Origin of the sequence: Catalinimonas locisalis, assembly GCF_038039535.1 — a bacterium.
Classification (GTDB): Bacteria; Bacteroidota; Bacteroidia; order Cytophagales; family Cyclobacteriaceae; genus Catalinimonas.
In genome coordinates, this window is sequence record NZ_JBBPHP010000003.1 from 49,618 (window position 1) to 73,035 (window position 23,418).

Annotated in this window: 15 protein-coding genes and 2 pseudogenes; 7 read left to right on the forward strand and 10 right to left on the reverse strand. The window is 38.2% G+C overall.

Translation table 11 applies throughout. The features are described from left to right. Positions 1-23: 23 nt before the first annotated feature. Positions 24-708: pseudogene (locus tag WJR50_RS06195) on the forward strand (IS5 family transposase); the annotation flags it as partial. Positions 709-777: 69 nt separating this feature from the next. Here WJR50_RS06195 and WJR50_RS06200 read toward each other — a convergent pair. The 3 genes from WJR50_RS06200 to WJR50_RS06210 form a co-directional block, all read right to left on the reverse strand. Further along, positions 778-2,706 carry a patatin-like phospholipase domain-containing protein gene (locus tag WJR50_RS06200; RefSeq protein ID WP_341292372.1) on the reverse strand — a complete coding sequence of 643 codons (1,929 nt, stop codon included), beginning with the start codon at positions 2,704-2,706 and terminating at the stop codon, positions 778-780. 189 nt (positions 2,707-2,895) lie between these two features. After that, positions 2,896-3,456 (reverse strand): GNAT family N-acetyltransferase, encoded by a 561-nt coding sequence (locus tag WJR50_RS06205; protein ID WP_341292373.1) that lies wholly within the window; start codon positions 3,454-3,456, stop codon positions 2,896-2,898. Between the two features lie 34 nt (positions 3,457-3,490). Beyond that, positions 3,491-4,054 (reverse strand): hypothetical protein, encoded by a 564-nt coding sequence (locus tag WJR50_RS06210; RefSeq protein ID WP_341292374.1) that lies wholly within the window; start codon positions 4,052-4,054, stop codon positions 3,491-3,493. Positions 4,055-4,217: 163 nt separating this feature from the next. Between WJR50_RS06210 and WJR50_RS06215 the strand changes: the two genes are divergently transcribed. Beyond that, positions 4,218-7,199, forward strand: coding sequence for a CHAT domain-containing protein (locus tag WJR50_RS06215; RefSeq protein WP_341292375.1), 2,982 nt, complete (start codon positions 4,218-4,220; stop codon positions 7,197-7,199). Between the two features lie 10 nt (positions 7,200-7,209). Here WJR50_RS06215 and WJR50_RS06220 read toward each other — a convergent pair whose 3' ends face one another. From WJR50_RS06220 to WJR50_RS06230, 3 genes are read right to left on the reverse strand one after another with little or no spacing between them, the layout of a single operon-like run. After that, positions 7,210-7,761, reverse strand: coding sequence for a hypothetical protein (locus WJR50_RS06220; RefSeq protein ID WP_341292376.1), 552 nt, complete (start codon positions 7,759-7,761; stop codon positions 7,210-7,212). An 11-nt stretch (positions 7,762-7,772) separates the two neighbouring features. Beyond that, positions 7,773-8,519 (reverse strand): tetratricopeptide repeat protein, encoded by a 747-nt coding sequence (locus tag WJR50_RS06225; RefSeq protein WP_341292377.1) that lies wholly within the window; start codon positions 8,517-8,519, stop codon positions 7,773-7,775. 8 nt (positions 8,520-8,527) lie between these two features. Next, entirely contained in the window at positions 8,528-9,088 is a 561-nt protein-coding gene (locus tag WJR50_RS06230; protein ID WP_341292378.1) for a sigma-70 family RNA polymerase sigma factor, read from the reverse strand. Positions 9,089-9,256: 168 nt separating this feature from the next. Between WJR50_RS06230 and WJR50_RS06235 the strand changes: the two genes are divergently transcribed. From WJR50_RS06235 to WJR50_RS06245, 3 genes are all read left to right on the forward strand, one after another. Beyond that, positions 9,257-10,756: a YfaP family protein gene (locus WJR50_RS06235; RefSeq protein ID WP_341292379.1), complete on the forward strand. Its 1,500-nt coding sequence runs from the start codon at positions 9,257-9,259 to the stop codon at positions 10,754-10,756. Between the two features lie 297 nt (positions 10,757-11,053). Beyond that, positions 11,054-13,168 (forward strand): hypothetical protein, encoded by a 2,115-nt coding sequence (locus WJR50_RS06240; protein WP_341292380.1) that lies wholly within the window; start codon positions 11,054-11,056, stop codon positions 13,166-13,168. Continuing rightward, complete coding sequence (locus WJR50_RS06245; RefSeq protein WP_341292381.1) at positions 13,149-13,910, forward strand: hypothetical protein; 762 nt, start codon at positions 13,149-13,151, stop codon at positions 13,908-13,910. Before WJR50_RS06240 ends, WJR50_RS06245 begins: the two co-directional genes overlap by 20 nt. Positions 13,911-13,968: 58 nt before the next feature. Here WJR50_RS06245 and WJR50_RS06250 read toward each other — a convergent pair whose 3' ends face one another. The 4 genes from WJR50_RS06250 to WJR50_RS06265 form a co-directional block, all read right to left on the reverse strand. Continuing rightward, on the reverse strand, positions 13,969-15,204 hold the full coding sequence (locus tag WJR50_RS06250) for a phage integrase SAM-like domain-containing protein (RefSeq protein ID WP_341292382.1): 1,236 nt from the start codon (positions 15,202-15,204) through the stop codon (positions 13,969-13,971). A 279-nt stretch (positions 15,205-15,483) separates the two neighbouring features. Beyond that, entirely contained in the window at positions 15,484-17,226 is a 1,743-nt protein-coding gene (locus tag WJR50_RS06255; RefSeq protein WP_341292383.1) for a RagB/SusD family nutrient uptake outer membrane protein, read from the reverse strand. Between the two features lie 87 nt (positions 17,227-17,313). Further along, a complete protein-coding gene (locus WJR50_RS06260; RefSeq protein WP_341292384.1) occupies positions 17,314-20,370 on the reverse strand; it encodes a SusC/RagA family TonB-linked outer membrane protein in 3,057 nt (1,018 codons plus the stop codon). Between the two features lie 552 nt (positions 20,371-20,922). Next, positions 20,923-22,302, reverse strand: a complete 1,380-nt coding sequence (locus WJR50_RS06265) for an RtcB family protein (RefSeq protein WP_341292385.1) — start codon at positions 22,300-22,302, stop codon at positions 20,923-20,925. Between the two features lie 92 nt (positions 22,303-22,394). Between WJR50_RS06265 and WJR50_RS34375 the strand changes: the two are divergent. Both WJR50_RS34375 and WJR50_RS06270 read left to right on the forward strand, forming a co-directional pair. Then, a pseudogene (locus tag WJR50_RS34375) lies at positions 22,395-22,579 on the forward strand (WYL domain-containing protein); the annotation flags it as partial. 132 nt (positions 22,580-22,711) lie between these two features. Next, complete coding sequence (locus WJR50_RS06270) at positions 22,712-23,404, forward strand: helix-turn-helix transcriptional regulator (protein ID WP_510167119.1); 693 nt, start codon at positions 22,712-22,714, stop codon at positions 23,402-23,404. Positions 23,405-23,418: the final 14 nt, after the last annotated feature.

Here is a 23,418-nt window from a genome sequence, read left to right on the forward strand (position 1 = left end):
ATGTTTATCAAGGAAAAACTTATATGCGACGTTACGAAATCAGTGATTATGATTGGCATCGTTTGGCTCCGTTACTTCCTGGTAAATCCACTGACATTAGTCGAACTGCTGCTGATAATCGCACTTTTATTAATGCTGTGCTTTGGATTGCTCGCAGTGGGGCACCTTGGAGAGATCTGCCAGAACGCTATGGGGCTTGGAATTCAGTGTATCAGCGCTTCCGCCGTTGGGCCAGGAAAGGCATCTGGCAGCGAGTATTTGACCAGTTACAAGAGCCGGATTTGGATTGGCTGCTGCTGGATTCTACCATTGTACGAGCCCATCAGCATGCAGCAGGACAAAAAAGCAACTCCTGAACAAGAATGTCTAGGTCGTAGTCGCGGGGGCTTCAGTACCAAAATTCATACTTGTTGTGATGCATTGGGGAACCCACGGCGTTTTATTCTGACCCCTGGGCAGTGTTCTGACCATAGGCAAGCAGAAACGCTACTGGGAGAAGACATTCCCAGAGCAGTAGTAGCTGATAAGGGCTATGACAGTAAGGTTTTTGCTCAGTGTATTGAACAGCTTAGCGCTGAGGTAGTAATTCCTTCTAAAGCGAATGCAAAAGAACCGCGTCAGATTGATGAAAACTTGTATAAAGATAGAAATAAGATAGAGCGGTTTTTCAACCGAATTAAGCATTATAGGCGGATTGCGACGAGATATGAAAAGACCGCTTCTAGCTATCTTGCTTTCTTACATGTAGCTGCAACTATGACGCTACTACTTTAATTGTCAACACAACCTAGAATCTGACTCGGGTTTAGTAATGTTTGATATTTGTTTTCTAAATACTTTCTTGGCTGTATCAGAAATATACCAACCTAAGGGTAGAACAACTTTTCCTTTTTCTGACTTATTGGCTAACTCAAACTTAGTATAGGTAATGGGATAACTTAATTTTGTGCTCAGTAATTCGGTAGTTTTATCAACTGAAATACTCTGACGACCCCAGGTATTTAATAGTGCTTTTGGAGGTGCAATAAGATCTATCAGAAAATCTGGATTTTTCCTTTCATTCTCAGAGTAATCATTATTTTGAATGAATATGAGCATCAGTTTGACAGGCTTATGTTCTGTATTGTTTTTAAGGCTATCCTTAACTACGCTTGTCACAGCATTAAATAGCTGAATTGCAGTTCCCATACCAGTGTTTTCATAATAACCTCCATCTACCAGGTTTCCTGATTTATATGCACACCTATTTCTGATTGTTCCAGCAGGTGTAACGTAGGGAAAGCGAGAGCTTATAGACGCAGCTACTTTCATAGTCACATCTTTTCCTGTCTCCAGATGAAAGTCAATCACATCAGGAAAAAATATTGTGTCCAGTTTCACGCTGCTTAAAATAACTTTTTGACCGGTTTCCGTAAGTGCAGAATTAACAAAAAGTCGTGGAGTATAAGTACTATCATTGTTCCAAAAACTAAGAAAATTATCTTCCATGCTATTTTTCCCAGTTTTCTGTTCATATTTATACGCCCATGAATCTTCCAGATATCTTACACGATCAAAAAATGGAATAGGAAAGGGTAAGATTACCTGAAGGAGTTCTGGATACATTAAGGCAGCAGTGACATTAGACAAGTAATCAGCCGAAATCAATGTATCAAATTTTGCATCCAGCTTTTTTTCAACTGAATTAGAAAAATCTGATTGAAAAGTATGGTAAAAGATACTTCCTACTGACCCACCGGATACTGTACTGAGGGCAAATACATGCTCATAGAACGCTGGTATAGAATCACTCAACTGCTTTAAGACGCCTGCTGTCCAGTTAAGCGAACGTATGCCTCCACCTTCGGCAGCTACGATAATCATGGGGATGCTATCTCTATTTATAGAATCTATTGATTTGTGTTTAACCCATTTTTCAATATACTCAGCTAACGCTGGTCTTTTATCAACCAATGGGCTTGGAACGGTTCGTACTTCATGATTATTATTGAAGATGCTAAAAAGCATGCTGAAAATAATTACCATAGCAATTAAGGGGTAGCGGTTACGATAATCTAAATAGTTCAATGTACCAAGAATGAGTGTCACTGTCGTTAAGCCCATAACCACAATGGTAGGAGCGCCCAGGAATACTGATGTGAATGTACTAATCCATGGTAAGAAGAGAAGCAATGATAAGAGAGAGAACCCTATTCCAATTAAGTAAGGTAAACGATATAGGTCCGGTAAGAATTTTAGCTTTCTAAGCTTTTCCGTATAATAGGATAGTTGTATTCCTTTAGGGCTCCTGTATTGAAAGTCACTTTTTTCTTTTTGATAAATCACGATATAAGTAACGATCCCCAGTATCAGATAAATTAATATAAAGCAGAATACTGTAAAACCATGTCCGTCTAAACGGGCCGAATAAAAACCTAGTGCAGCAATAAGGTACGGCATGGCACCTAATAAAGGAGGTAAGACCTTTGCTAATTTGAAATAAGGCCTCTCCCTTAGAATACCTTTATCAAACTTACTTCTTTGATCAAAATTATGAGCAGGTGGAGGTAAAAGGAGTAATGTACTCCTACAAACCACCCAAATGATAATGGACCAGATTAGTAAGGCAGCGGAAAACCCCAGAATATAGAAAACAAACTTTTTAACGATAAAAGACTGAAATAAGTCTCTGGCCTGACTAGGTAGTGTAAAGGCAAGTCCACCCACTATGATAATTAGGTAAATAAACCAGATACGCTTTGAAATATCTTTGAGGTCAAAAAAGAATTCTCTTATGCCAGGTTTTATATCCATTATATTTCATTTAGTTTGAAAGGGCCACATGTCTAGATTTGGGATGGTTACTTTATTAGCCTATATCAAATGGGAGCAATTCATTATTTAGAAGCAGTTTAATTATTTTCGTTTTCCGTAATTTAAAGACTTCTCTTTGACTAAAGTACTACAATCTAATAAAACAGCACTTACAATTTCTTTTTTAGTACCAAAAGTTAAGCTCATGTTTCCAAGGTTCTTAAACCCTAGTTTATGTAGTGATGGTAATCTTACTTTCCTTGCCCAAGCCAAGGTGAGCTCAATATTATTCGCTCTAATAAATTCTAGTCTTACTTTATCCATTCTGTGGGCTAAACCTATTTTCCTAAACTTACTATCCACAACCAATCTTGAGAAGAAGGCGTAATTTCCTGTGACAGGCAATCCAAATTGATGGTAATTTTCTTCAATTATATTGAGATTACTAATCATACAAAGGCGCGAACTTGCTATTATTTTCCCTTCATGTTCAATAACCCAATGATTTGCTTCTTTATCTAGACTATCTTTCCAACCATTAGGAAATATTGACCAATTAATAAATTTGCTGCTAGGAGAATGCTCATACGCATTTACTCTAAGTTGATAGATCTCATCTAAACGAGATCTATCAGTTAAAATCCTAGGGGTAAAATTTTTCATGACTTTTAAGGATACATTTTTATCTCAATTAATATTATTCCCTGCTGCTCCAAAGTGCCATATTGAGCCTTACTTGTACATCCGTTAAAGCAATAGGTTCAATAGTAGAGCTGGAGGATAAGAGGTTATTAATATTTCCTAAGGCGATTTCCAGACCTCCTTTGGCACCTCCGAGCGTGACATACATTTGCAAATCTCTCCCCTCTCCATCTTCCCAAAAAGGCATTACCTGATCATTACTAAAAAGATACCTTACACCCAGGCGAATTCCTTTAGAAGGAGTTTCTATTCCGGCATAGAATTGACTAGTCCTCTGACTATATAGATTGAATAAAAGAGAATACTCTCCATAAATAGAATTAAAGAACTGTACTTTCAGACTTCCTCCTACATTAGCTGCTTTGTAATCTGAGTAATTGTAATTAATGCTTTCCACCTGGGAAAATGTGTGATTAGGAGATGCTATGACTAGCCTGGTATGAAAATCAACAATATTATTTTTATTATCGTTTTGGTCGACAGATTGTCCATTAACTTTTGAGGAAGCAAAAGCAATAAGACAAAATAGAAGGATTAAGGGAGTGTAGTATGTTCTCATGGCTAAAATAATTTTAAAGTTTAGCCTTTATGAGAAGCACTTAGAAAAGTAACCTTGGTAGATCAAAATAAATAATATTTTTTTCTTAATTTCACTGTAGAGTAGTACTACTTATATAGCATTTGTTAATGCGTTTACTACATACACAATTAACCTGACTTCTATGTTAGCCTCACTATTTCTACTAATTAGCATGTTTTCACTTGATAGTGATTCAACTGATTATGAGGATATATATGATAATCCTTATCTAATCAAAGCTGATTCTTTTAAAAATCTTAGAGAATACGATAATGCTATAGAGATAGCTCAAAAAGCTAAAAATGAGTTTAGAAAGAATGATAACATTAATGGGGAGATAGCCACTAATATTCTTATTGGAAGTATGTACAATAGCCTACGACAATTAGATAGTGCTGGTGTTTATTTGAGTAATTCTCTATTCTTACACTCTTTGAAAGAAGATAATTTATTAGCTGATATTTATTACGAGTTAGGTAATATGTATCGTTACAATAAAGAACCCGACTCTTCACTATTTTACCATCAAAGTGCTTTAATTATTAGAAAAAAAATATTTGGAGAAAAAAATCAAGAAGTTGCTAGCAGTTACAATGCTATCGCAAATGTGTACCGCTATGTTTTTTTAGATTTTTACAATGCAGAAAAGTATTATATAAAAGCACTCAACATAAACGAACAATTAAGAGATGTTAATAATCTTAATGATATTGCACAAAACTGTTACAATCTCGCTACCACAAATCGACTAAAAGGTGACCTAGAAAAATCTCTTACTTATGCATATAGTTCCCTTAATATTCTTAAAGAAAGTAATTCCTCTGATACATACAGAATTGCACTTTCCTACAGTGCTATTGCGAATATTATGTTTCAATTGGAAATGTATAAAAAATCAATTCCTCATTTTTTAATGGCAATAGAATACCTTAGATACGATAGATCCAGATATAGATACTTACCTATATTATACACTAACATTAGCGGATCATATATTCAATTAAACAATAAAGATAGCGCTAACTACTACTTAGGTAAAGCATTAGAATTGACTAGAGACCAAAACCCAGTAGATAGTGCTTCTCTAGCTTTTATATACCAACAAATTGGTGCAGCAAATTTCAACAATACCCCTGACTCATCAGAGTTTTATTATAAACGGGGTCTTCGCATTATGGAAAGTAAATATGGTCAAGACAGTATCAATATCGCTAGTTTCTATATAGATCTTGGCAGATTGAATAAAAAAGAAAAAAAATATACTATTGCTCTCTCCTTCATTGAGAAAGCTTTAAATTTTTTATCATATAAAAAAATGTTTCTCCTGTCTTCCTCTACAAATAATACAGACTTTAGCAGTACTCCATCTATTTTACTAGCACTCAGGGTGAAAGCTGAATCTTATTACAGCTTATATCAAGACACAAAAGATCCAGACTATCTAGTAAAAGCGCTAGATGAGTATCTTAGCATAGATAATCTGTTAATGCAACACCGGAACATTTTAGATAGAGAAAGCGCACAACAGACATTTGCAGAAAACTATAAGCCATCCTACGAAATAGCCATATACTGTTCATTCAATTTATATCAAAAAACCAAAGAAGACTCTTTAATAGAATTGGCCTACAATCTAATGGAGAAAAATAAAGCTAATATCCTTCTTAGCCATTTAATTAAGACAGATAAAATGGAAGGTATCGGCATTCCAGATTCTCTGATTAATACACAACAATCTCTTCTTTCTCAATTAGCTTTTTATAACTCAGAGTTGCTTACTCAAGATAATGAAGAACAAGTCACCTTTCTGCAAAAAAAGATTTTTACAACAGAAAGGAAGCTCAATAAACTAAATGATCACATTCTAAATTCATTTCCCCAATACTACAGTGATAAGTACAATACAAATATCTATACCTTTCATGAAATCAGGGAAATACTTCAGTCAAAGAATACTTCTATGATAGAATACTTTTGGGGGGATTCTGCACTTTTTATCTTGGCTTATAACCATGTTAATGATTCAAGCTATTTTCACAAAGTAAAAAATATTGAAGCTTTAAGTTTAACTACAGACTCATTGATAAGTGTCATCAACAAAGGTTTCAATATCCAATCAGTAAGGAACGATTATCAAAATTTTACCACACTTTCTCATCAAGTCTATAAAAAATTAGTTCAACCTATATTTAATGAAATAAACTTTTCAGAAGAAGAACAAAATTTGATTATCATTCCTGATGGTAAACTAGCTATTTTACCATTTGAAACCCTAATTGAAGACGAACCAGCTAGTAATAATGTGGATTATAAATCTCTGGCATATTTAGTAAAGAAATTTACAATAAATTATAGCTTTTCAGGACAATTGGTTCTTGAAAACTCGAGTAACTCTCTTCAAAGAATATTAGATAAGGCTGTAGTTTTTAGTTATGAGTCTAATGTTGACAAATCAATCACTTCATCCATTTCAGGAACTTATGATGAAGCTAACCATATTGTTAAATTATTGCCTGCAACCTTGTATGCGGGAGAAGAAGCTACTGAGGAAAACTTTAGAAAATATGCTGAAAATGCAAGTATTATTCATCTAGCCGTGCACGGTAATACTAATGAAGAAAATCCAATGAAAAGCGGATTAAGATTTAGAAGTTCTTCCGAAAATGAGCAATATGATAATTTATTATATTATTATGAGTTAATGAATCTAAATTTACAAGCTAGCTTGGCAGTTTTAAGTGCTTGTGAAACCGGACTTGGAAAATATTTTAAAGGTGAAGGTGTATACCACATTGCCAGAGCTTTTCAATATGCAGGGTGCCCCTCTATTGTATCATCTCTCTGGAGAATAGACGACCAGAAAACTACCAAAATAATGTATGTATTTTACCAAGAGCTATCAAAAGAACAAAATATTGCTCAGGCATTAAGAACTAGTAAAATCAATTATCTTAATAATTCAGATGAAACATTAGCTCATCCAAAGTTCTGGTCAGGGCTTATTATACTCGGTAATTCCGAGAAATTTACAATTAGTAATAGCCCTTCATATCATCTGCTTCTTTTCTCAATACTTGGAATTCTAATCACAATAATCTTTATCACATATTTTATTAAAAAGTAACAAGCTAACATTAAACTTTTCGTACTTTCTTAGCTCTCCCTAGCTTATCTATATCAAAATACACACTATCTTCTTTATTTATTTCTCCATTACTAAGGTCTACATCACTTCCACTGAATTCAAATAAGTCTTTGTTACTATATTCTGGGATATAAATTTTACCTTTCTTTTTCCCTGTATCTTTTTCATCCGGAAGATCCTTTACTCTTGCAATAGGATCTCCTGGCAAAATATCTAATGATTTAAGAACATTTATAAAATCAGTAAGTAATACACTTTCTTTATTATCCTTATTATCTTTATTATTAATGACTTTGATAACTACTACAAATTTTTCATGCTTATCTGATTCCTTTTTGAGGAACTTAAATTTAACAAGACACAAATCATCTATGCTGAGTTTTTTTTCATCAGTAAACTTTGTTTTATACAAATTGATAGTTTTTTTTACTTCTTCTTCAGGATCTTGAAAACAATAAAATTGAAAATTTTCGTCAATTAATATAGAATCGGTCTTATTTCCTGTTTGAATAATTATTCCGAAATACTCTTCCTTTTGCATTTTGTATAAATTTATAAGTTATCAATAATATTTTTTGCTTTTATACCGTATGATGAATTTTGTAATTGCTCATTTTCAAATATCTCTTTCGCTTTTTCCTTATCACCTACAGAAAGGTAGGCAAGTCCAAGGTACCACTGTGCTTGAGTATTAAGCTCAGTATCATATTCCAAAAAATTGCTTAATGCATCTAACGCTTTTTGTGGTTCATCATTTTCAAGATAAGCATTGCCCAAATAGAACCAGGTGAGGGTGTCATTTTCTTCAGCGAGAATTTGCTCAAAAAGGCTGATAGCCTGGCTATAATTTTCATTGCTATAAGCACTATAGGCCTGCTCCTTTAGACCTTCAACTGTTGTATCACTCCTATCTGGAGCATAAGCTAAAGCAGGATAAGGACTAAAATTCTCGGCAAACAACTCCTGAGAGGTGGGTTGCCATTCGTTCCACAGCAATATCCCCCCCACAATCAAAAGAGCTATGGCTGCTGCAATAGACCAGGGTAGCCAGTTTGTCAAATTGGTTTTGTTATTTTGAGGCGATGTTCGCTCAACCTCAGCTTCCATATCCTGAATCTTACTCCAAATCACTCTTCGTTTCTGAAATAATATTCCTTCAGATAGGTTACGATATTCAGCAACAGATCTTTGTAACTCAATATCCGATGACAAAGCTTCTTCAAACTCAGTTTTCTCTAGCTCTGACATATCATCGTCAAGGTATCGCTGTATGGTACTATCGTCAATTGGGTTATTCATTGAGTCATTTATGATAGCTTGGTTTTAACCACTAATTTCTTCAATCTCTGCATACATTTATATTTCTGGTTTTTGGTAGTTTCTGAGTTCTTATAGCCTAATTTTTCTGTGATATAATCTACTGACCGTTTTTCATAATACATCATTTCCAAAATATCTTTACAAGGTGAGCCAAGTTTTTCTAAACCTGTCTCAAGTTGTCTGAAATTTTCCTCACTTTCCAATATATCATTATCGGTTTTATCATAACCTAAAAGCTCATCTTTGACTTCATGACAATACCGCATTTCGTGCCTATGTTGTTCAAAAAGCTTATTCTTACCAATAGCGAATAAATATGTTTTGATAGAGCTGGTTACATGGCTTACCTTTCCTGAAAGCACATTATCATAAAAAATCAAAAAGCCTACCTGATAGGCATCTTTCGCTACTTCCTCAGAACAATGAAAAGTCTTCTGAGCCCAATGGATAAACTCCATCCGGTAATTCTGGTAAACTTTTACAAGCTCACCTTCATCACCTTTCTGAATATGCTGAATAATTCTGTTGTCCGTTGAGGTAGTTGCCATAGATGCTGTTAATGTAATCCTATGGTCTAGGTCACCCTTCCAAAATAGATATTTCTGTTTTGGAACAAAAGAATTTCACTTTAAATAATTTTTTTTCAAGGACTGGGTGACCTTTTACAGTGCTTTCCATAAAGGGCAAATATTTAGTACTCCTAAACCTTTTCAACCATGAAAACACTTCATTATCTCACCTATCCATTATGTATGATATTGTTGTTAGCCATTACATCTTGTGAAGACGTTCCGGTAGGCCCGGTAGACCCGACTGATACAGAAATTGTAATCAATAGCTTTACTCCCACTTCAACCTATGTCAAAACAGCCCTGGAAATTGAGGCGAACGTAGGATTTGATACGCTCAGTAATTATGAGATTTTTATTAATGATCAAGCTGCGGAAATTATAGCTACGAACCAGTCTAAAGTAACGGTCAAAGTACCTATAGACCTTTCTCCGGGAAGTCATGCGGTTGAACTTGCTTATCAGGGTGAACGCATTAGCAGCGAAAGTCAGCTTGACATTTTGGACCATGCGGACCAGACCGTTGATGGCATAGCGATGGCAGTAACCGGAAGTAGTGAGTTTCCGGTGGTAGCGATCAATGAAGATGGAGAAGTTCTCATACCGATCAATAATGATCCTGATGATTTATTTCCTGTGGGCGCAATCTATATCAATAATGATGTACAAACCTATATGTCTTTTAATCAGTATTTGTTGCCGGAGATCGTCAATACCGCAGGCTATACCATGTTATTTACTAACTACACTGATGTGACTTTTGATGTAGCGGTTATCAATCCGGAGGGAGAGATTAGTATACACCGGGAGTTAGCGTTTACCGAAAGAGAAAACGGGCGAAATGCCAGAAGGGCATCTGTTAGCTTCCTGGAAGACCTGAGTCAAACCGCCTCAACATTAAATTTAGCGGCTTGTTCCCTAAGTGATGCTTTGTTGGCGGCAGGCGTACCGGCAGAGGCGGTCGGTGGAATAGCTCATTGTAACGCCTCCCTATTACATACCGCTAATGTAGATTTATACAATGCGCCAGTTAACAGTATTGAAGTGAGTGCACCCGCTTTTGGAATCTATGCTGATCTCTTCGGATGCAATCAAGTAATGTACCCTCCCTACATTGAATCTATTACCGACTGTGCCAACATGCTGCTAGCACAAGCTGTAGCCATTAACCAAGCCGCAGGCCAGTTAAGGGAGGAGCATGCCGAAAGCATTGAGCTTGCGCGCCAATCCTTAGCTTATGGAGGAGGAGACGTACAAATCACTTTGACTTGGGACAATACGGCTGATATAGATTTACACGTTATAGAACCCAATGGCGAAAGAATTTACTATGTGACACCTGAGAGCACAACCGGAGGTATGCTGGATGTAGATGATGTTGATGGTTTCGGCCCGGAGAATATTTTCTGGCCCACCCAGCAATCCCCACAAGGACTTTATCAGGTAGAAGTAGACCATTACAGCGGTGAATCTCCTACGAACTACACAGTACTCGTACAAACTTTGGGGCAAACCCGCCAATACAGCGGTACCATCACCGCTGATCAAACCATTAGCGTAGTAGAATTCACTTTAGGAGAAACACTTCCGGAAGGAAGGTTTGAAGCATCGAGTATCAATGCCCGTTTGCTGAGCACTAAGAAATAGTCTTTGGACGACAGGTAGCTGCTTCACCAGCAGCACCTGTTTACTACCTATTTATGGGTATTGTATACCGATTTTTAATAAAGTTAATTTAAGCCATTCAGTAAGTTACCTATAAAAACCAAAACTTATGTACAAAGTAAAGCAACATAATACCACTGGGAAGTGTGAAATAGTATCTATTGATAAAGTTATATCTAGTCCTTATAATGAGGTTTTCAGGGGCAGTTGGGACGATTGCAAGCAATACAAAAAAGAAAACTGTCAAAATAATTAAACAAATACTTAACAACACATCTGATGAAGCTTAAATATTTAGTAGCATTTGTTTTAGCAATAAGCAAAATAAGTTTTTTACAGGCGCAGGAGGAAAAAAACACCATTCCGATAGTTACCTGGGACAACAAAACCAACGCTTTTGATCAGCCCCTTCCTTTTGACAGGGATTTTTATATAAAAATCCCGAAAGCCAAAGCTCAATCCATTGAAAATTTTAAGATTGAAAAAGGTAGAAAAAAAACTAAAAAAGTGGCCAGATTACAAAGAAAGGTCCTCGAACGTAGAAAAGCCAAAGATGAAGCCAGTAGCAGACTTTTCACCAGGGATACAACAAAGATCAAAAATAAAATTGACTCTTTAGAAACTGATAAGAAATTCACTAAACTGGAGTACAAAAGACTTTTTGCATTTTATGATAGATATAAGGAAAAAAATCTAACGAATATAAACTTTCAAGATGATGAAAAGAAACCAACTAGCTTAGATCTCTACAATAAAGATTCAAGTCAATTTATCAAAGAAAACGAAAAAGAGAGTCTTGTGCACATCTTTCCTTTAAATCCCCATACAAAATATCATTTCGAGTATACACTAACTTATGATGACAAGAACATTGATAAGTACATTGAAGAATTACTTAAGATGCCTGTGGAGGATGAAACGCCTGATGAAGCTATAGCTTATGAACCTAATTTACTGGCGTCTTTGTCTACTTTTACTGAAAAATTTATCAATGACACTAATTTAAAAATAATAGATTCCTTAAAGAATCAAGATCCTCTAGCATCAAGCTTAGATTCGTTGGCTAGTATCATAGAATTCACTAATAAAGATGAGGTACCCCAAAAGATTGGAAAATTTATTGATGCGAATATTAATAAGGATCAAAGTCAACAAGAAGAAAAAAAACAAAGCCAAATTTTAATTGACTCATTGAATAGTTTATTGATTAATAAAGAGACGGCTAATGCTAAAAACTATCTTATAAATTTTAAAAACCAAAGAGAGAAAGCAGCACGTGACAGTATTAAAAATTATTTAAATAAAGGTAAGCAAGATAGTGCCATTTTCATCATGATACGTTACGATTTAACAAGAGGAAATAATTCCAAAAACTTAAAGAAAGATTATAACGAATTAATAGCACTCAAAGAAAAAATTAAAATAAATGATATTAACCTCAACAAATTTCTTGACTGCTATCAGGAGAACTTGACTGACCTGGCAAATTGCACTGCCTGTGATTTTGACAAGACATTGCTCTATCTACTGGACTCCATCAACAATTATTTGATTCCCAATTTCTATCTCAATAATGAAGCCCTTACCCAAGAGGTTAATATTGGCTTATTACCCGTCAATTATCTATCCGTGAAAGAAAAAGCCGATACTACTGAATATAGTAAAAGGATTTCAAACCTAACTAAATCAATCGATTTCGTTGAAAAGATTTTGACCATTAACTGGCATGATAATGTAGCCTCAACCAGTAACTGCCGTCAAGTGGATGAGGTTTTGGACTCACTGCATCATAAAAAATCTCAGATAGAAAAGTATGTGCGTGATAAAACTCAGTTTGGGAAGAAGATAGCTACTTACGAAATCGGAAATACAAAACCATTAGCCAAGTACATTACTAACAACAGTCAGGGTACAAGCAATAGTGATCTTACCACCGAATCTAAAGGTCAGTTTACAATCCGGCCAGATCTAGGTTTAGCTTTTTCATCCAACTTTATAACCACCAGCCCAACCGGTACCTATAATGCATGGATACCCTTTTTTGGGATTAGGTTTAATTTCAGGCCAATCAACAATAAATACGCTTTCCGGGACATCACTTACAAAAACCTACTTCACCATTCCTCTATCAACATTTCTTACTCACCAGTTTCTATTGCTGATGGAAGGACTAGGTTCAATTTGTTCAACAGCAATAATCTTCTAGTGGGGTATGGTTTCAGGATCAACAACTTGCTCAACCTATCTGCCGGGGCACTATTATTCAACAGAAAGGATAAGGAGCCTTTTGTGAGTGAGAAAAGGTTGGCCGCTATGCCTTATGTGGCTTTAACAATGGATTTCGGTATCACTGACACAATAAAATCAATTGCAGATGCATTCAAATTTAAATAAGATCGTCTTTTTACTGGCAATAATTATCTTCACCGCTACTAGTTGCTACGACGAAGATATTTATGACATGGTTTCCAAAGAAATTTTTACTGAGGAGTTTGTCAAGATCACTCCAGATACTATGTCGGTGTACGCGGATGGTAATAGTAAATTAACATTTACCTTTACCTTTTCTAGTGAAGCAGATTCTGTTTTAACCTCCCTTAGATTAATTGCTTCTCGTGGCACTTTTTTGGAGTCACAGAACGATACTCTAAACACCAATTTCTCTACACTAGAGGACTCAAAAACCGCAATAGCTAATTTAGTATCAACTAGTACTGGAAATAGTACCGTACGAGTTGAAGTTCAAAATACTTTCAAGGAGTATAGGGTAAATTTTGATACAGCTAAGGCTAATAGAGTATCGCTGACTTCGAATGCTTTTTATATTCAAAATGATACTATCACAGAAATTAATTTGACGGCTACGGTTGGAAGCGATAATGGCGTAGCTTCTCAAGGAACGCCTGTATATTTTTCATGTAATCAGGCAGATGTAGGCTTCTTCAAAAGCGAGAAGGCTGAATCTAACGTACAAGGGAATGCGCAAACTACATTTGTTTTCACTGATCTTACCTATGAAGGGGATATTGAATTTACAGCAAAAGCTATCAATGAAGAAATTGAAGGTGATAATAATTGTGAGCAAGATGGGAGCCCATGCTATCAAAACAGCGTAATTATTAAGATCCTTGAATAAGAAAACTGATCTGACGACTTAATCAACTGTCAGATCAAACTTGATTATTTCAGCTTACTCACTTACTGTCAAAATTAGTTAAAGCCTTAGCAAATTGTTTTTTCATATCGTCTTCAAAGCTATCCAGATAATTCTCGGTGGTATGAAGGTCTCTGTGACCAAGGCTTTCTGATATGAATTCTCTGGATGCTCCAGAACGTTTTAATACTGTGGCAAAACTATGGCGGGCAACATATGATGTGATATCTTTCTGGATACCCGATTTTTCAGCAATTATCCTCATATACTTATTGATTTGCTTAATGAGCTGACGTTTAATAGCTAATTCTCTTTCTGGACTTAAATCATCTGAAAGGTAATTAAAAACATAGCTATTTGGGTTATCATCTTCATTGCCCCATTTGTCAATAATCTGCCTTATTTCAGGAGTAAGGGTGGCAATGATGGGCTTAGGCTTGACTCTATTGGACTTCTTTGTTTTCTCTCTGTTAAAGACAATAAGTTCATCATGAATATCCTTATACTTGAGCTTAATCATATCTTTAACATTGATTCCATTGGCCAGATATGAAAATATCCAAAAGTCACGATACTTAGCTTCGCTTTCTGTTTCTGGCTGATAATTAAAAATCTTCTCCAAATCTTTTAGGCTAAGTGCTTTTTTAACATTGTTACCTGTAGGAGTTTGGTACTTTCTTCTTCCAAAAGGATAGAGTTCTCGTTTTACATGTCTTTCATCAATAGCAATATTAAATATAGTCCTGAGTTGACGCGTATAGATACCTATGGTTGAGAAACTTTTCCCATGGTCCAACATCCACTTCTCATATTTTTTCAGAAATTCAGGAGTGACATCAGCAAAGCTTAGCTCCTTACTAAAACTTTGCAGAGATCTCATACCTGATTCATATAGTTTTGCAGTTCCTGCGCTACCATCATTATTTAGAGTCTCCATATACCTTTCAAAAGCTGCATAGACATCCTGGTAATCTACTTTATTGCTGGTCTTACCGTTGGTGAAATGCTCTTGAAAAAGGTTAAATGAAAAAGCAGGCATGCTATCTAAAATTTCTGTTGCTCTGGCTTCAATAGCCTGGAGCTTAAGCTGTAATTCTTTGTATTTCTTAGCAGGCTTATGCTTAATAATCTGGGCAAATTCCTCTTCAGAGAATGAATATTTGGTAGCATAATATTTCTGTTTTCTCTGACAGGTTAAGCGAAGCTTAACTGGGTAAGTACCATTCTTTTTTGCTCGTCGGGTATCCAATACTATTCCTGTAGTTACATCTTCCAATTGTATGCAAATTTTAAAATTTGCATACAATTTGCATACATTTGATCGAATTAACAAGAAAAAAGAAGTGCATCATCTAACCTAATCATTCATAATCAACTGATTAACAGTGATTTAATAAATATCAATAATTATCGAAAACATAAGGCCCATTGACTTCTAAGCAGTAGGTTCCAGGTTCGAGTCCTGGCGGGATCACATAGAAAAAGCCACTTACAAAAAATGTAAGTGGCTTTTTCTATGTCAATAACTTTTTAAATATCAACCCAAAATTCCTGGTTAATACCCCTGATTTTGTTCTAAAAATCCATCTACATTGGAAGCACCATCAATGGCACTCTGAGGTATCGGAAATAATCTTTTATTAACATCACTATTGGTTTTTTCTGTCCAGGAATCTTCGTATTTACCGAAGCGAATCTGGTCTCCTCTTCTGAAGCCTTCCCAGTACAACTCAAACCCTCGTTCGCGGAACAGTATGTCCAGGTCAATAGTCTCCAATGGCGCAGGTGTTTGTTCAGGACGGGCATTTCTTGAAGTTCTGACAGTATTGACATCAGCCAAGGCACCTGCTTCATCTCCGTTTCTCAGCTTGGCTTCCGCCCGCATCAGGTAGATTTCTGCTAAACGCATCATCACCAGATCTACACTACTAAAATTATTACCATTGGGTGAGGTACGGCTAAACTGATATTTTGATGCCCTAAAGCCAGTATTATGCAGTCTGCCTTCATTAGTGAAATCAACAGTTTCTGTGTGAATTACATATCCGGTAGGGTTGTTTCCTTTGGTCTGTTCTACAGGATATATCCTCACCATTCCCTCCTCGCCACAAGTAAGAAACGCTCCATCGTCCCCTTTTCTAGGCCCCCACTGCACACCACGCAAGATTCCTCTGTCCATCTCAAAATTTACATCCTGTACACAGTAATAGTGTGTGGAATCATTTTCGGGAGATAAGCCGCTAAGGTCTTGCAACTCGTCAGGAACGATCGTATTTCTTTGATAAAATCTGGCATCATCCTCAGCAGGATCCTCCCCATAAGCTTCTACCCAAGTCTGGTAAAAGTCTGAAGTGACGGCAGGACCATCAGTACCATCTGCACTGGGATGTTCGGGTCGGGGAAACATAGAGCCGGCAATGGACCAGTAAGCCCAACGGCTGTGTTCTCTTTCTAAAACGCCTCTTTGATCTAGCGCGAAGATAAGCTCAGGATTACTGTTATTATCATCATTGAACAGGTCAAAGTATTCAGACGACAAGAGAAAATCACCGGAATTGATGATGTTATCCGTATATTCAATGACTTTATCCATATCTTCCTGAGTGAAATCTGGAGTACCATAAGGATCACGATATACTGCGGCATTAAGGTGGAGCCTGGCCAACAACCCCCATACAGCACTTTGGGTAAATCTACCAGGCCCTCTGTCGGTATTGATCACATCTACCACAGACAAAAGATCACTTTGGATATAATCAATAGCATCTTGTGTTCTGAGAATCACTGAAAATTCGTCTGTATTTTCCTTTCTGAAGGCTATTCCCCAGCTATCCAAGGCCAGCATATTTAAGTAAGCTCTCAGGGCTATCATTTCGTATAGCGCACCGCTAGCTTCAGCATTTCCGGCTTCTGAAAGAGGCCTCAATACTTCTATGGCTGCCACCGCTCTTGAGATATTTTTTGTAAGCTCATTCCATGAGGAGGTAACCAGGTCATTACCTGGCGTCTGTTCGTGTTGGTGAATCGCCAAAAACTTTCCTCCATCGTACCAGTCTGTGCCTCCACGATAAGGAAGAATGGCCTCATCCGCAGCGATAAGTTGCAGCCCATAGTAATTCGTGTGCCGCCATGTCCAGGAGAGCTGCCCATAAGCCGGAGCAATAGATCCGCTAATCGCCTCTGCGTTTCCGGAACCTGTTAAAGATTCATCAAGCACTTCTTCTTCCAGTGAGGTACATCCCCAGCTGATAAGAAAAACCAGACTTAGAAGTATTTTAGTTAAATATAGATTTTTCATTTTTTTTAAATTTTCTAAGCAATTGAAAGAGTAGGTATGGCATAATCATACTTGATAAAAATGCCGTTATACACTTCATTTGATTTTCTAGAATGATACGTTTAGTCCTAACAATATTGTCCTTGCCCGGGGATAAGTGAAATAATCAATACCAAAGGTCTGTACACCATTAAGCGCGCTTCCTGTATTGACTTCAGGATCAAAGCCGGAATAATCTGTAATCACGAACAGGTTTTGGCCGGTCAATGATAGGCGAATATTGTTGATCGCATCTCCGAGTCCAAGATTTGCTGGCGTGAGCGTATAAGACAGCGTAGCATTGTTTAACCTAAAGAAATCTCCAGCTTCCAGATAGCGGGTGGAAACTTCATTGGAGTTTGAAATGATTTCATTTGGATACTGAACTGCGAAGTCAGTGGTATTAAAATTTGAAGCGAGACGTCCTTTGTTGAACAGGGACATGGCGGTATGATTATATATTTTACCACCGGCAACACCATTGAAGTTCAGCCCCAAATCAAAGCCTCTATACTTAAAATCCAGGTGGAACCCGTAATTAATATCTGGCAGGGCCGTTCCTACTACTGTTCGGTCATTTTCCAAACTTTGCCCATCCTCCACTACATCTACAAATTCGTTGAGACCATCCTCGCCAATACCAATGAATTCTTTCATGTAAAACGCACCAATGGGTTCACCATTGATATAACCATTGATCGTTGCCCCAGTCTGACCGGCACCTTGCGCAGCACCGCTGGCCAAAACAGTATAAGGAGAGTTGGTTACTTCATTCTTGATGTAGGAAAAGTTACCACCTACGTTGAATGAAAAATCATTGCTCTGATTACTGTAATAGTCCAGTGTCAATTCCAGACCGGAATTTTTGATCTGCATATCCGGGATGTTGGTCCAGTACGTTGCAGTTGGCTGGATAGGGTCGGCAGGTACTACCTCAAGGAGGATGTTTTCAGACACTTTATTGAAGTAATCTACTGTACCGCTTAAGCGGAAATTGAACAATGTAAAATCAAGCCCGATGTCAGTTTGGGTAGATACTTCCCATTGCAAATCAGGATTCGCGAAACGGGTATAGATGATGCCATAAGGGTAATCATCCAGCGTAGTAGCATTAGGGTCCAGTGGGTAAGTATCATTCTCTATTCTGCTCTCTGTATAGCTTTCCTGCGTAATTTTAGAAGGAATCTCCTGATTTCCCGTTTGTCCCCAACTGGCCCGCAACTTCAGGTTATCAATAATCCGACTGTTAAAAAAACCTTCTTCATGGATATTCCAACCTAAAGCAAAAGATGGGAAATACCCGTATCTATTATTTTTTCCAAACTTGGAAGAACCATCAGCACGCATGGTCGCTGTCAGTAGATACTTGCTTTGGTAATTGTAGTCAATTCTACCAAAGAAAGACTGAAGCTCATTTTCAGTAGCGAATGAAGTTAATGTAGTAGGTTGCTCCTGCGTACTAATCTGGTCCTGGTATATGGGCTCAATATCATTGATAGCAAAGCCAGTAAGGTTAAAAGCTTTCTGATGTTCAAACAGTTTCTGATAAGAATGACCTGCCAGGAAACTCACGTTATGCGCGCCTACTTCCAGGTTATAGTTTAGTGTATTTTCTATCAGCTTGTTTTCATTCCTCTTGGTGATGGATGCTAATGAACCCAGTTCAGCTCCTTCCAGCAATGGATAAGGCTCTGACTGAATGTCTCGGGTGGTAGTAGAATAATCAAGGCCCAAATTCACTTTATAGGTAAGTCCCTCAATAATTTCAAAAGAGGGCGTAACATTCGCCAAAATACGATTGTTGACAGCTTCATCCTTATAGATGTCATAGCGTACTACCGGGTTAAGCATCTCTTCCAATTGTGTAGGTTCTCCATCGGTGTAAACCGGAAGCGTAGGATTGAACTGCAGCATATCAGTCACCATTGAAGTCATGTCAGGCCTCAGGTTGTTCGTTTGTGCACCGGTGAAATTATAAGCGATATTCAACCGGCCGTTCAGTGCTTTTTGATTCATGTTCAGTCGGGCAGAGTAACGTGTCAGATTACTGTTTTTGAGTACTCCTTCCTGATCCTGGTAACCTATTGAGGCAAAGTAGGAAAACTGATCACTTGAGGCACCGCTCATTGATAGGTTGATGTTTTGGGATAAGCCCGTGCGGGTCAATTCATCCTGCCAGTCTGTGCTTGCACCAAAATCTTCCAGGCTACCTCCTACGGCAGGCACCTGGTTGCGGAATCTTTCTGTACCGAACACATCAATTTTATTGGCTACAGATGACCAGGCCGTGGAGGCTGATAAGTCAATTTTCGTGTTACCTACTTTCCCCTTTTTTGTGGTAATCACCACCACTCCATTGGAAGCTCTGGATCCGTACAGTGCAGTGGCCGAGGCATCTTTCAATACCTCCATGCTCTCTATATCGGCGGGGTTGATGAAGTTTAGCGGATTATTGGCTACTCCGGTAGAAGAATTGTCAAGCACAAATCCATCTACCACATAGAGAGGGGTTGTTCCTGAACGTAAACTCCCAACACCACGGATAACAATATTTTGTGAGGCGCCTGGCTCACCGCTGGCATTAGAAACATTTACACCAGCCACTTTACCCTGCAGTAATTCACCCGGATTCACGACTACACCTTTGTTAAACTCTTCTTCATTTACAGAAGAAATAGCGCCCGTAACGTCAGACCTCTTTTTCTCACCGTAGGCAATCACCACGATATCCTCCAACTGCCTTGCATCTGCTGCTAATTGTACCCTAATGTTTGTCTGGTTATTTACTTCTACTTCTTTCGTGACATAACCTACAAACGAGATGACCAAGACATCACCTTCATTGGCAGAAATAGTGAATTCACCATCTACATTGGTAATAGTTCCGCTGGTAGTACCCGCTATACTAACCGTTGCACCCACAAGAGGTTCGCCACTTTCATCAGTAACCACACCAGTGATTTCTTCCGCGATTTTAGCAGAAGCGACAAGGTGGGTAGTAAACAGGGGCGGTGAAACTTTGTAGCTCCCCCCGGGAGTACTAGTTTCTGACGCTGAGAAGGTTTCATAAGAAGAAAGTATTATGAAAAGACCCAGCCACAAGGATTTTGTGAAATTAAAACACATAGTAAAGTTTAGTTTAGAAAAGAAAAACTGACATTGGCTATTAAGTTATTAGTGAGGTAACTATAGCTTTTAAATTTGCTAATTAAATATAGCTTTTTTAGTGTAAAAATTACTTTTATCAGCTGTTTTCGCTATTTTTTTATGAAATATTGAATTAACTATCGCTAAAGCCAACTCTAAAATCTTTGAATTTTATTCCGCTTAGAAGCAGAGATTTCATACCTGAACCTTTGTCATTGAGGGGACAATATTACTCCATAGATTTTGAGATAAAGCCAATTGAGAGGTTATCTTTATTTTAAGAAAACGTGAACAAATTGTTTCCTTTGATTCAACTTTTGAAAAATTTGCTTCTCATTTTTGACATGCTTGTAGGAAGGGAGAGAAATAAGTAGTAAGCACAAAAACCTGCTTTGCCAGTATTGATGCTTACTACTGAAAAAAATAACTAATAATGCGATTGGTAAGCTTAATGGCTTTACTCCATCGACTTACACTTAAGTCCCGCATTTAATGAAACTCAGAAGAATGTGCACAAGCAAAACTATGTACTTACTTTTTCCTTCTTTTTTTCTTTTTCCAGGGCGCGTTTTTCTTCCAGTCCCCTGCCATAATACAGCCGTAGGGCAGCACTTCGTCTACCACTTCGCCCAGTCCATAGTGCTGCATCTGCGCTCTTACCGTCGCTGCATTTTTATAAGCAGAGGGCAGCTCCGAAATGTCAATCTCACCGGAGAAGAAGCGCACATCCAGGCCTTGCGTCTCTTCAGCAAAAACCTGCGCAAAAGTTTGATCCGCTTTACTCCTGATATGTGCCGAACGACTGATGTTTCTTCCCGCACCATGAGGCGCAAAGCCCAGGTTGGTCTTCGTCTCTTTGCCTTCTACAATCAATACCGGCTCCGACATATTCAGCGGAATCAGTCTCGGGCCGGTTATATCTGGTAAGAACTTATTATCCAAAGGTGTAGCTCCCTTGGCATGATAAAATTTATCGCCTTCTTTAAAGACGAAGTTATGTTCGTTCCAGTAGCGGTCCTGCCCTTCTGTATGTAACTTTCTCAAAGTAGCATCATGAAGTGACGCATGGTTGTGCTTCGTCCAGGCTCTGATGATCTGTAGCGCTTCCCAGTACTGCTTTCCGTCTTCCGTCTCATAAGGAATCCAGGCATTTTGCTTCAGCGTATCTTTGGACAAAGCTCTGCGATAACGCTCGGCTATCTGCATCCCTTTCTTGAACAACATCGCTCCTACTCCCCGGGAACCATGATGGGTAACCAGCATTGTATTGCCGGTTTTGGCAGAACGGCCCACAAAAAGGAAATGATTGCCGTCTCCCTGTGTACCCATATGCTCTTCTGCCAGCTGCTGAAGTCTGTTATCCCGCAGCAATGGGTTTTCTCGGAAGGCTCTTTTCAACTCCGCTGTCAGTTGAAACTGCTTGTCTTTGACTCTTCCGCCAAAGCCGAAGTGCGTTACCTGCTGAGCTTTGTCCAGTACCTCCCTTGGGTCTGCTTTTCCTAAATCGGTGAGCATCACTGAGCAGCAAATATCGGCGGAATGCATGCCCGGATGTATGGCATTCTTCGCAACAGCTACACCTCCTACCGGAATCGTTCCTACAGGTCCGGTAGGGCAGGCATCCGGCATCAGAGCCCCTCCTATCATGGTGGGAGTACGTAGCAGGTTCTGCATAGACGAAACTACCGAACCCACATTGCTTTCTTCCAGCGCATTTTCCGCGTGAATGTTGATAGACAGTTGTGCAGGCTCCGACATTAAAGGAATATGGGGAGCAGGCTTTACCGTATCCAGGTAAGTAGTTAGTGCTTCTCCTTCAAGCTGATATTTGTTGGCATGCTCAATAGCTTCCTGAAACCATTTTCCCGGCTCATATCCTAATGCGATTAGTGTCTTTCCGCTAATTTTCATCTTTCTTACTTTTGTTATTACAAATGAAGAACTCTCCTGCGCAGTCATTTTGCGTACTTTACTTTTTATCTGATATTTCTCCAAAAAAATTCATGGCTTTCAGTAAAAATGCGCTCATCCGTTACAAAACCATTGACAAATGCCTGCAAAACCCTTACTGCCAGTGGACCTCGGTGACTTAATTGAAGCCTGCTCAGAAGCCTTGTACGAATACGAGGGACGTCAGGTCAATGTGAGCAGACGTACCATACAGATGGATATACAAATGATGCGCAGTGACAAGCTTGGCTATAATGCTCCTATTATTGTCTACGATAAAAAGTACTACAAATACGAGGACGAAAACTATTCCATTACAAATATTCCGCTCACAGAAATTGACATGCAGGTTTTGTCGGAGTCGGTTGAAATGCTAAAGCAGTTTAAGGACTTTTCTTTATTTGCCGAACTGAAAGGCATCATCCAACGGCTGGAGGATAAAGTATATACCGAAAAGACTCATCAGTCGGCAGTCATCCACCTGGACAAAAATGATAAGCTCAAGGGTTTGGAGCACCTGGACGCTTTGTATCAGGCTATCGTAAAAAAGCTTGTTCTAACCATTACCTACCAATCTTTCAAGGCCAAAAGAGCTTCCAATCTAAGGATTCACCCCTTTATCCTGAAAGAATACAACAATCGCTGGTTTCTGATTGGTAAAACAGAAGCTGATAAACCGATCCTTACCCTGGCCCTGGACAGAATCCTGCACATTGGCTATGACTTCCACACTACTTATCTTGAAGAATCCTTTGATGGAGATGCGTACTATAAAGATACGATTGGAGTGACTGTTATGAACCCAAAGGCATTGCAAAAAGTCGTGCTGAAAATCAATAAGCTCAATGCACCCTATGTACTGACGAAGCCTTTCCATCACTCTCAGCAGATCGTAGAAAATGCAGAAGACGGAAGCATGACCTTCAGCATAGCGGTACACCTCAACTTTGAGTTGGAGCGCCTGATTCTGGGCTTTGGCGATGCCATTGAGGTGCTAGAGCCCCAGCGACTTAGAAAACGCATCAAAAATAAGCTGGAATTTGCTCTGGAAAAGTATACATAGCGATCAGCAATAAA

Coding starts and splice junctions, on each gene's coding strand:
- WJR50_RS06205 (WP_341292373.1), bottom strand. CDS start 3,456: ATGAAAAATTTTACCCCTAGGATTTTAACTGATAGATCTCGTTTAGAT.
- WJR50_RS06210 (WP_341292374.1), bottom strand. CDS start 4,054: ATGAGAACATACTACACTCCCTTAATCCTTCTATTTTGTCTTATTGCT.
- WJR50_RS06215 (WP_341292375.1), top strand. CDS start 4,218: ATGTTAGCCTCACTATTTCTACTAATTAGCATGTTTTCACTTGATAGT.
- WJR50_RS06220 (WP_341292376.1), bottom strand. CDS start 7,761: ATGCAAAAGGAAGAGTATTTCGGAATAATTATTCAAACAGGAAATAAG.
- WJR50_RS06225 (WP_341292377.1), bottom strand. CDS start 8,519: ATGAATAACCCAATTGACGATAGTACCATACAGCGATACCTTGACGAT.
- WJR50_RS06230 (WP_341292378.1), bottom strand. CDS start 9,088: ATGGCAACTACCTCAACGGACAACAGAATTATTCAGCATATTCAGAAA.
- WJR50_RS06235 (WP_341292379.1), top strand. CDS start 9,257: ATGAAAACACTTCATTATCTCACCTATCCATTATGTATGATATTGTTG.
- WJR50_RS06240 (WP_341292380.1), top strand. CDS start 11,054: ATGAAGCTTAAATATTTAGTAGCATTTGTTTTAGCAATAAGCAAAATA.
- WJR50_RS06245 (WP_341292381.1), top strand. CDS start 13,149: ATGCATTCAAATTTAAATAAGATCGTCTTTTTACTGGCAATAATTATC.
- WJR50_RS06255 (WP_341292383.1), bottom strand. CDS start 17,226: ATGAAAAATCTATATTTAACTAAAATACTTCTAAGTCTGGTTTTTCTT.
- WJR50_RS06260 (WP_341292384.1), bottom strand. CDS start 20,370: ATGTGTTTTAATTTCACAAAATCCTTGTGGCTGGGTCTTTTCATAATA.
- WJR50_RS06265 (WP_341292385.1), bottom strand. CDS start 22,302: ATGAAAATTAGCGGAAAGACACTAATCGCATTAGGATATGAGCCGGGA.
- WJR50_RS06270 (WP_510167119.1), top strand. CDS start 22,712: ATGCTAAAGCAGTTTAAGGACTTTTCTTTATTTGCCGAACTGAAAGGC.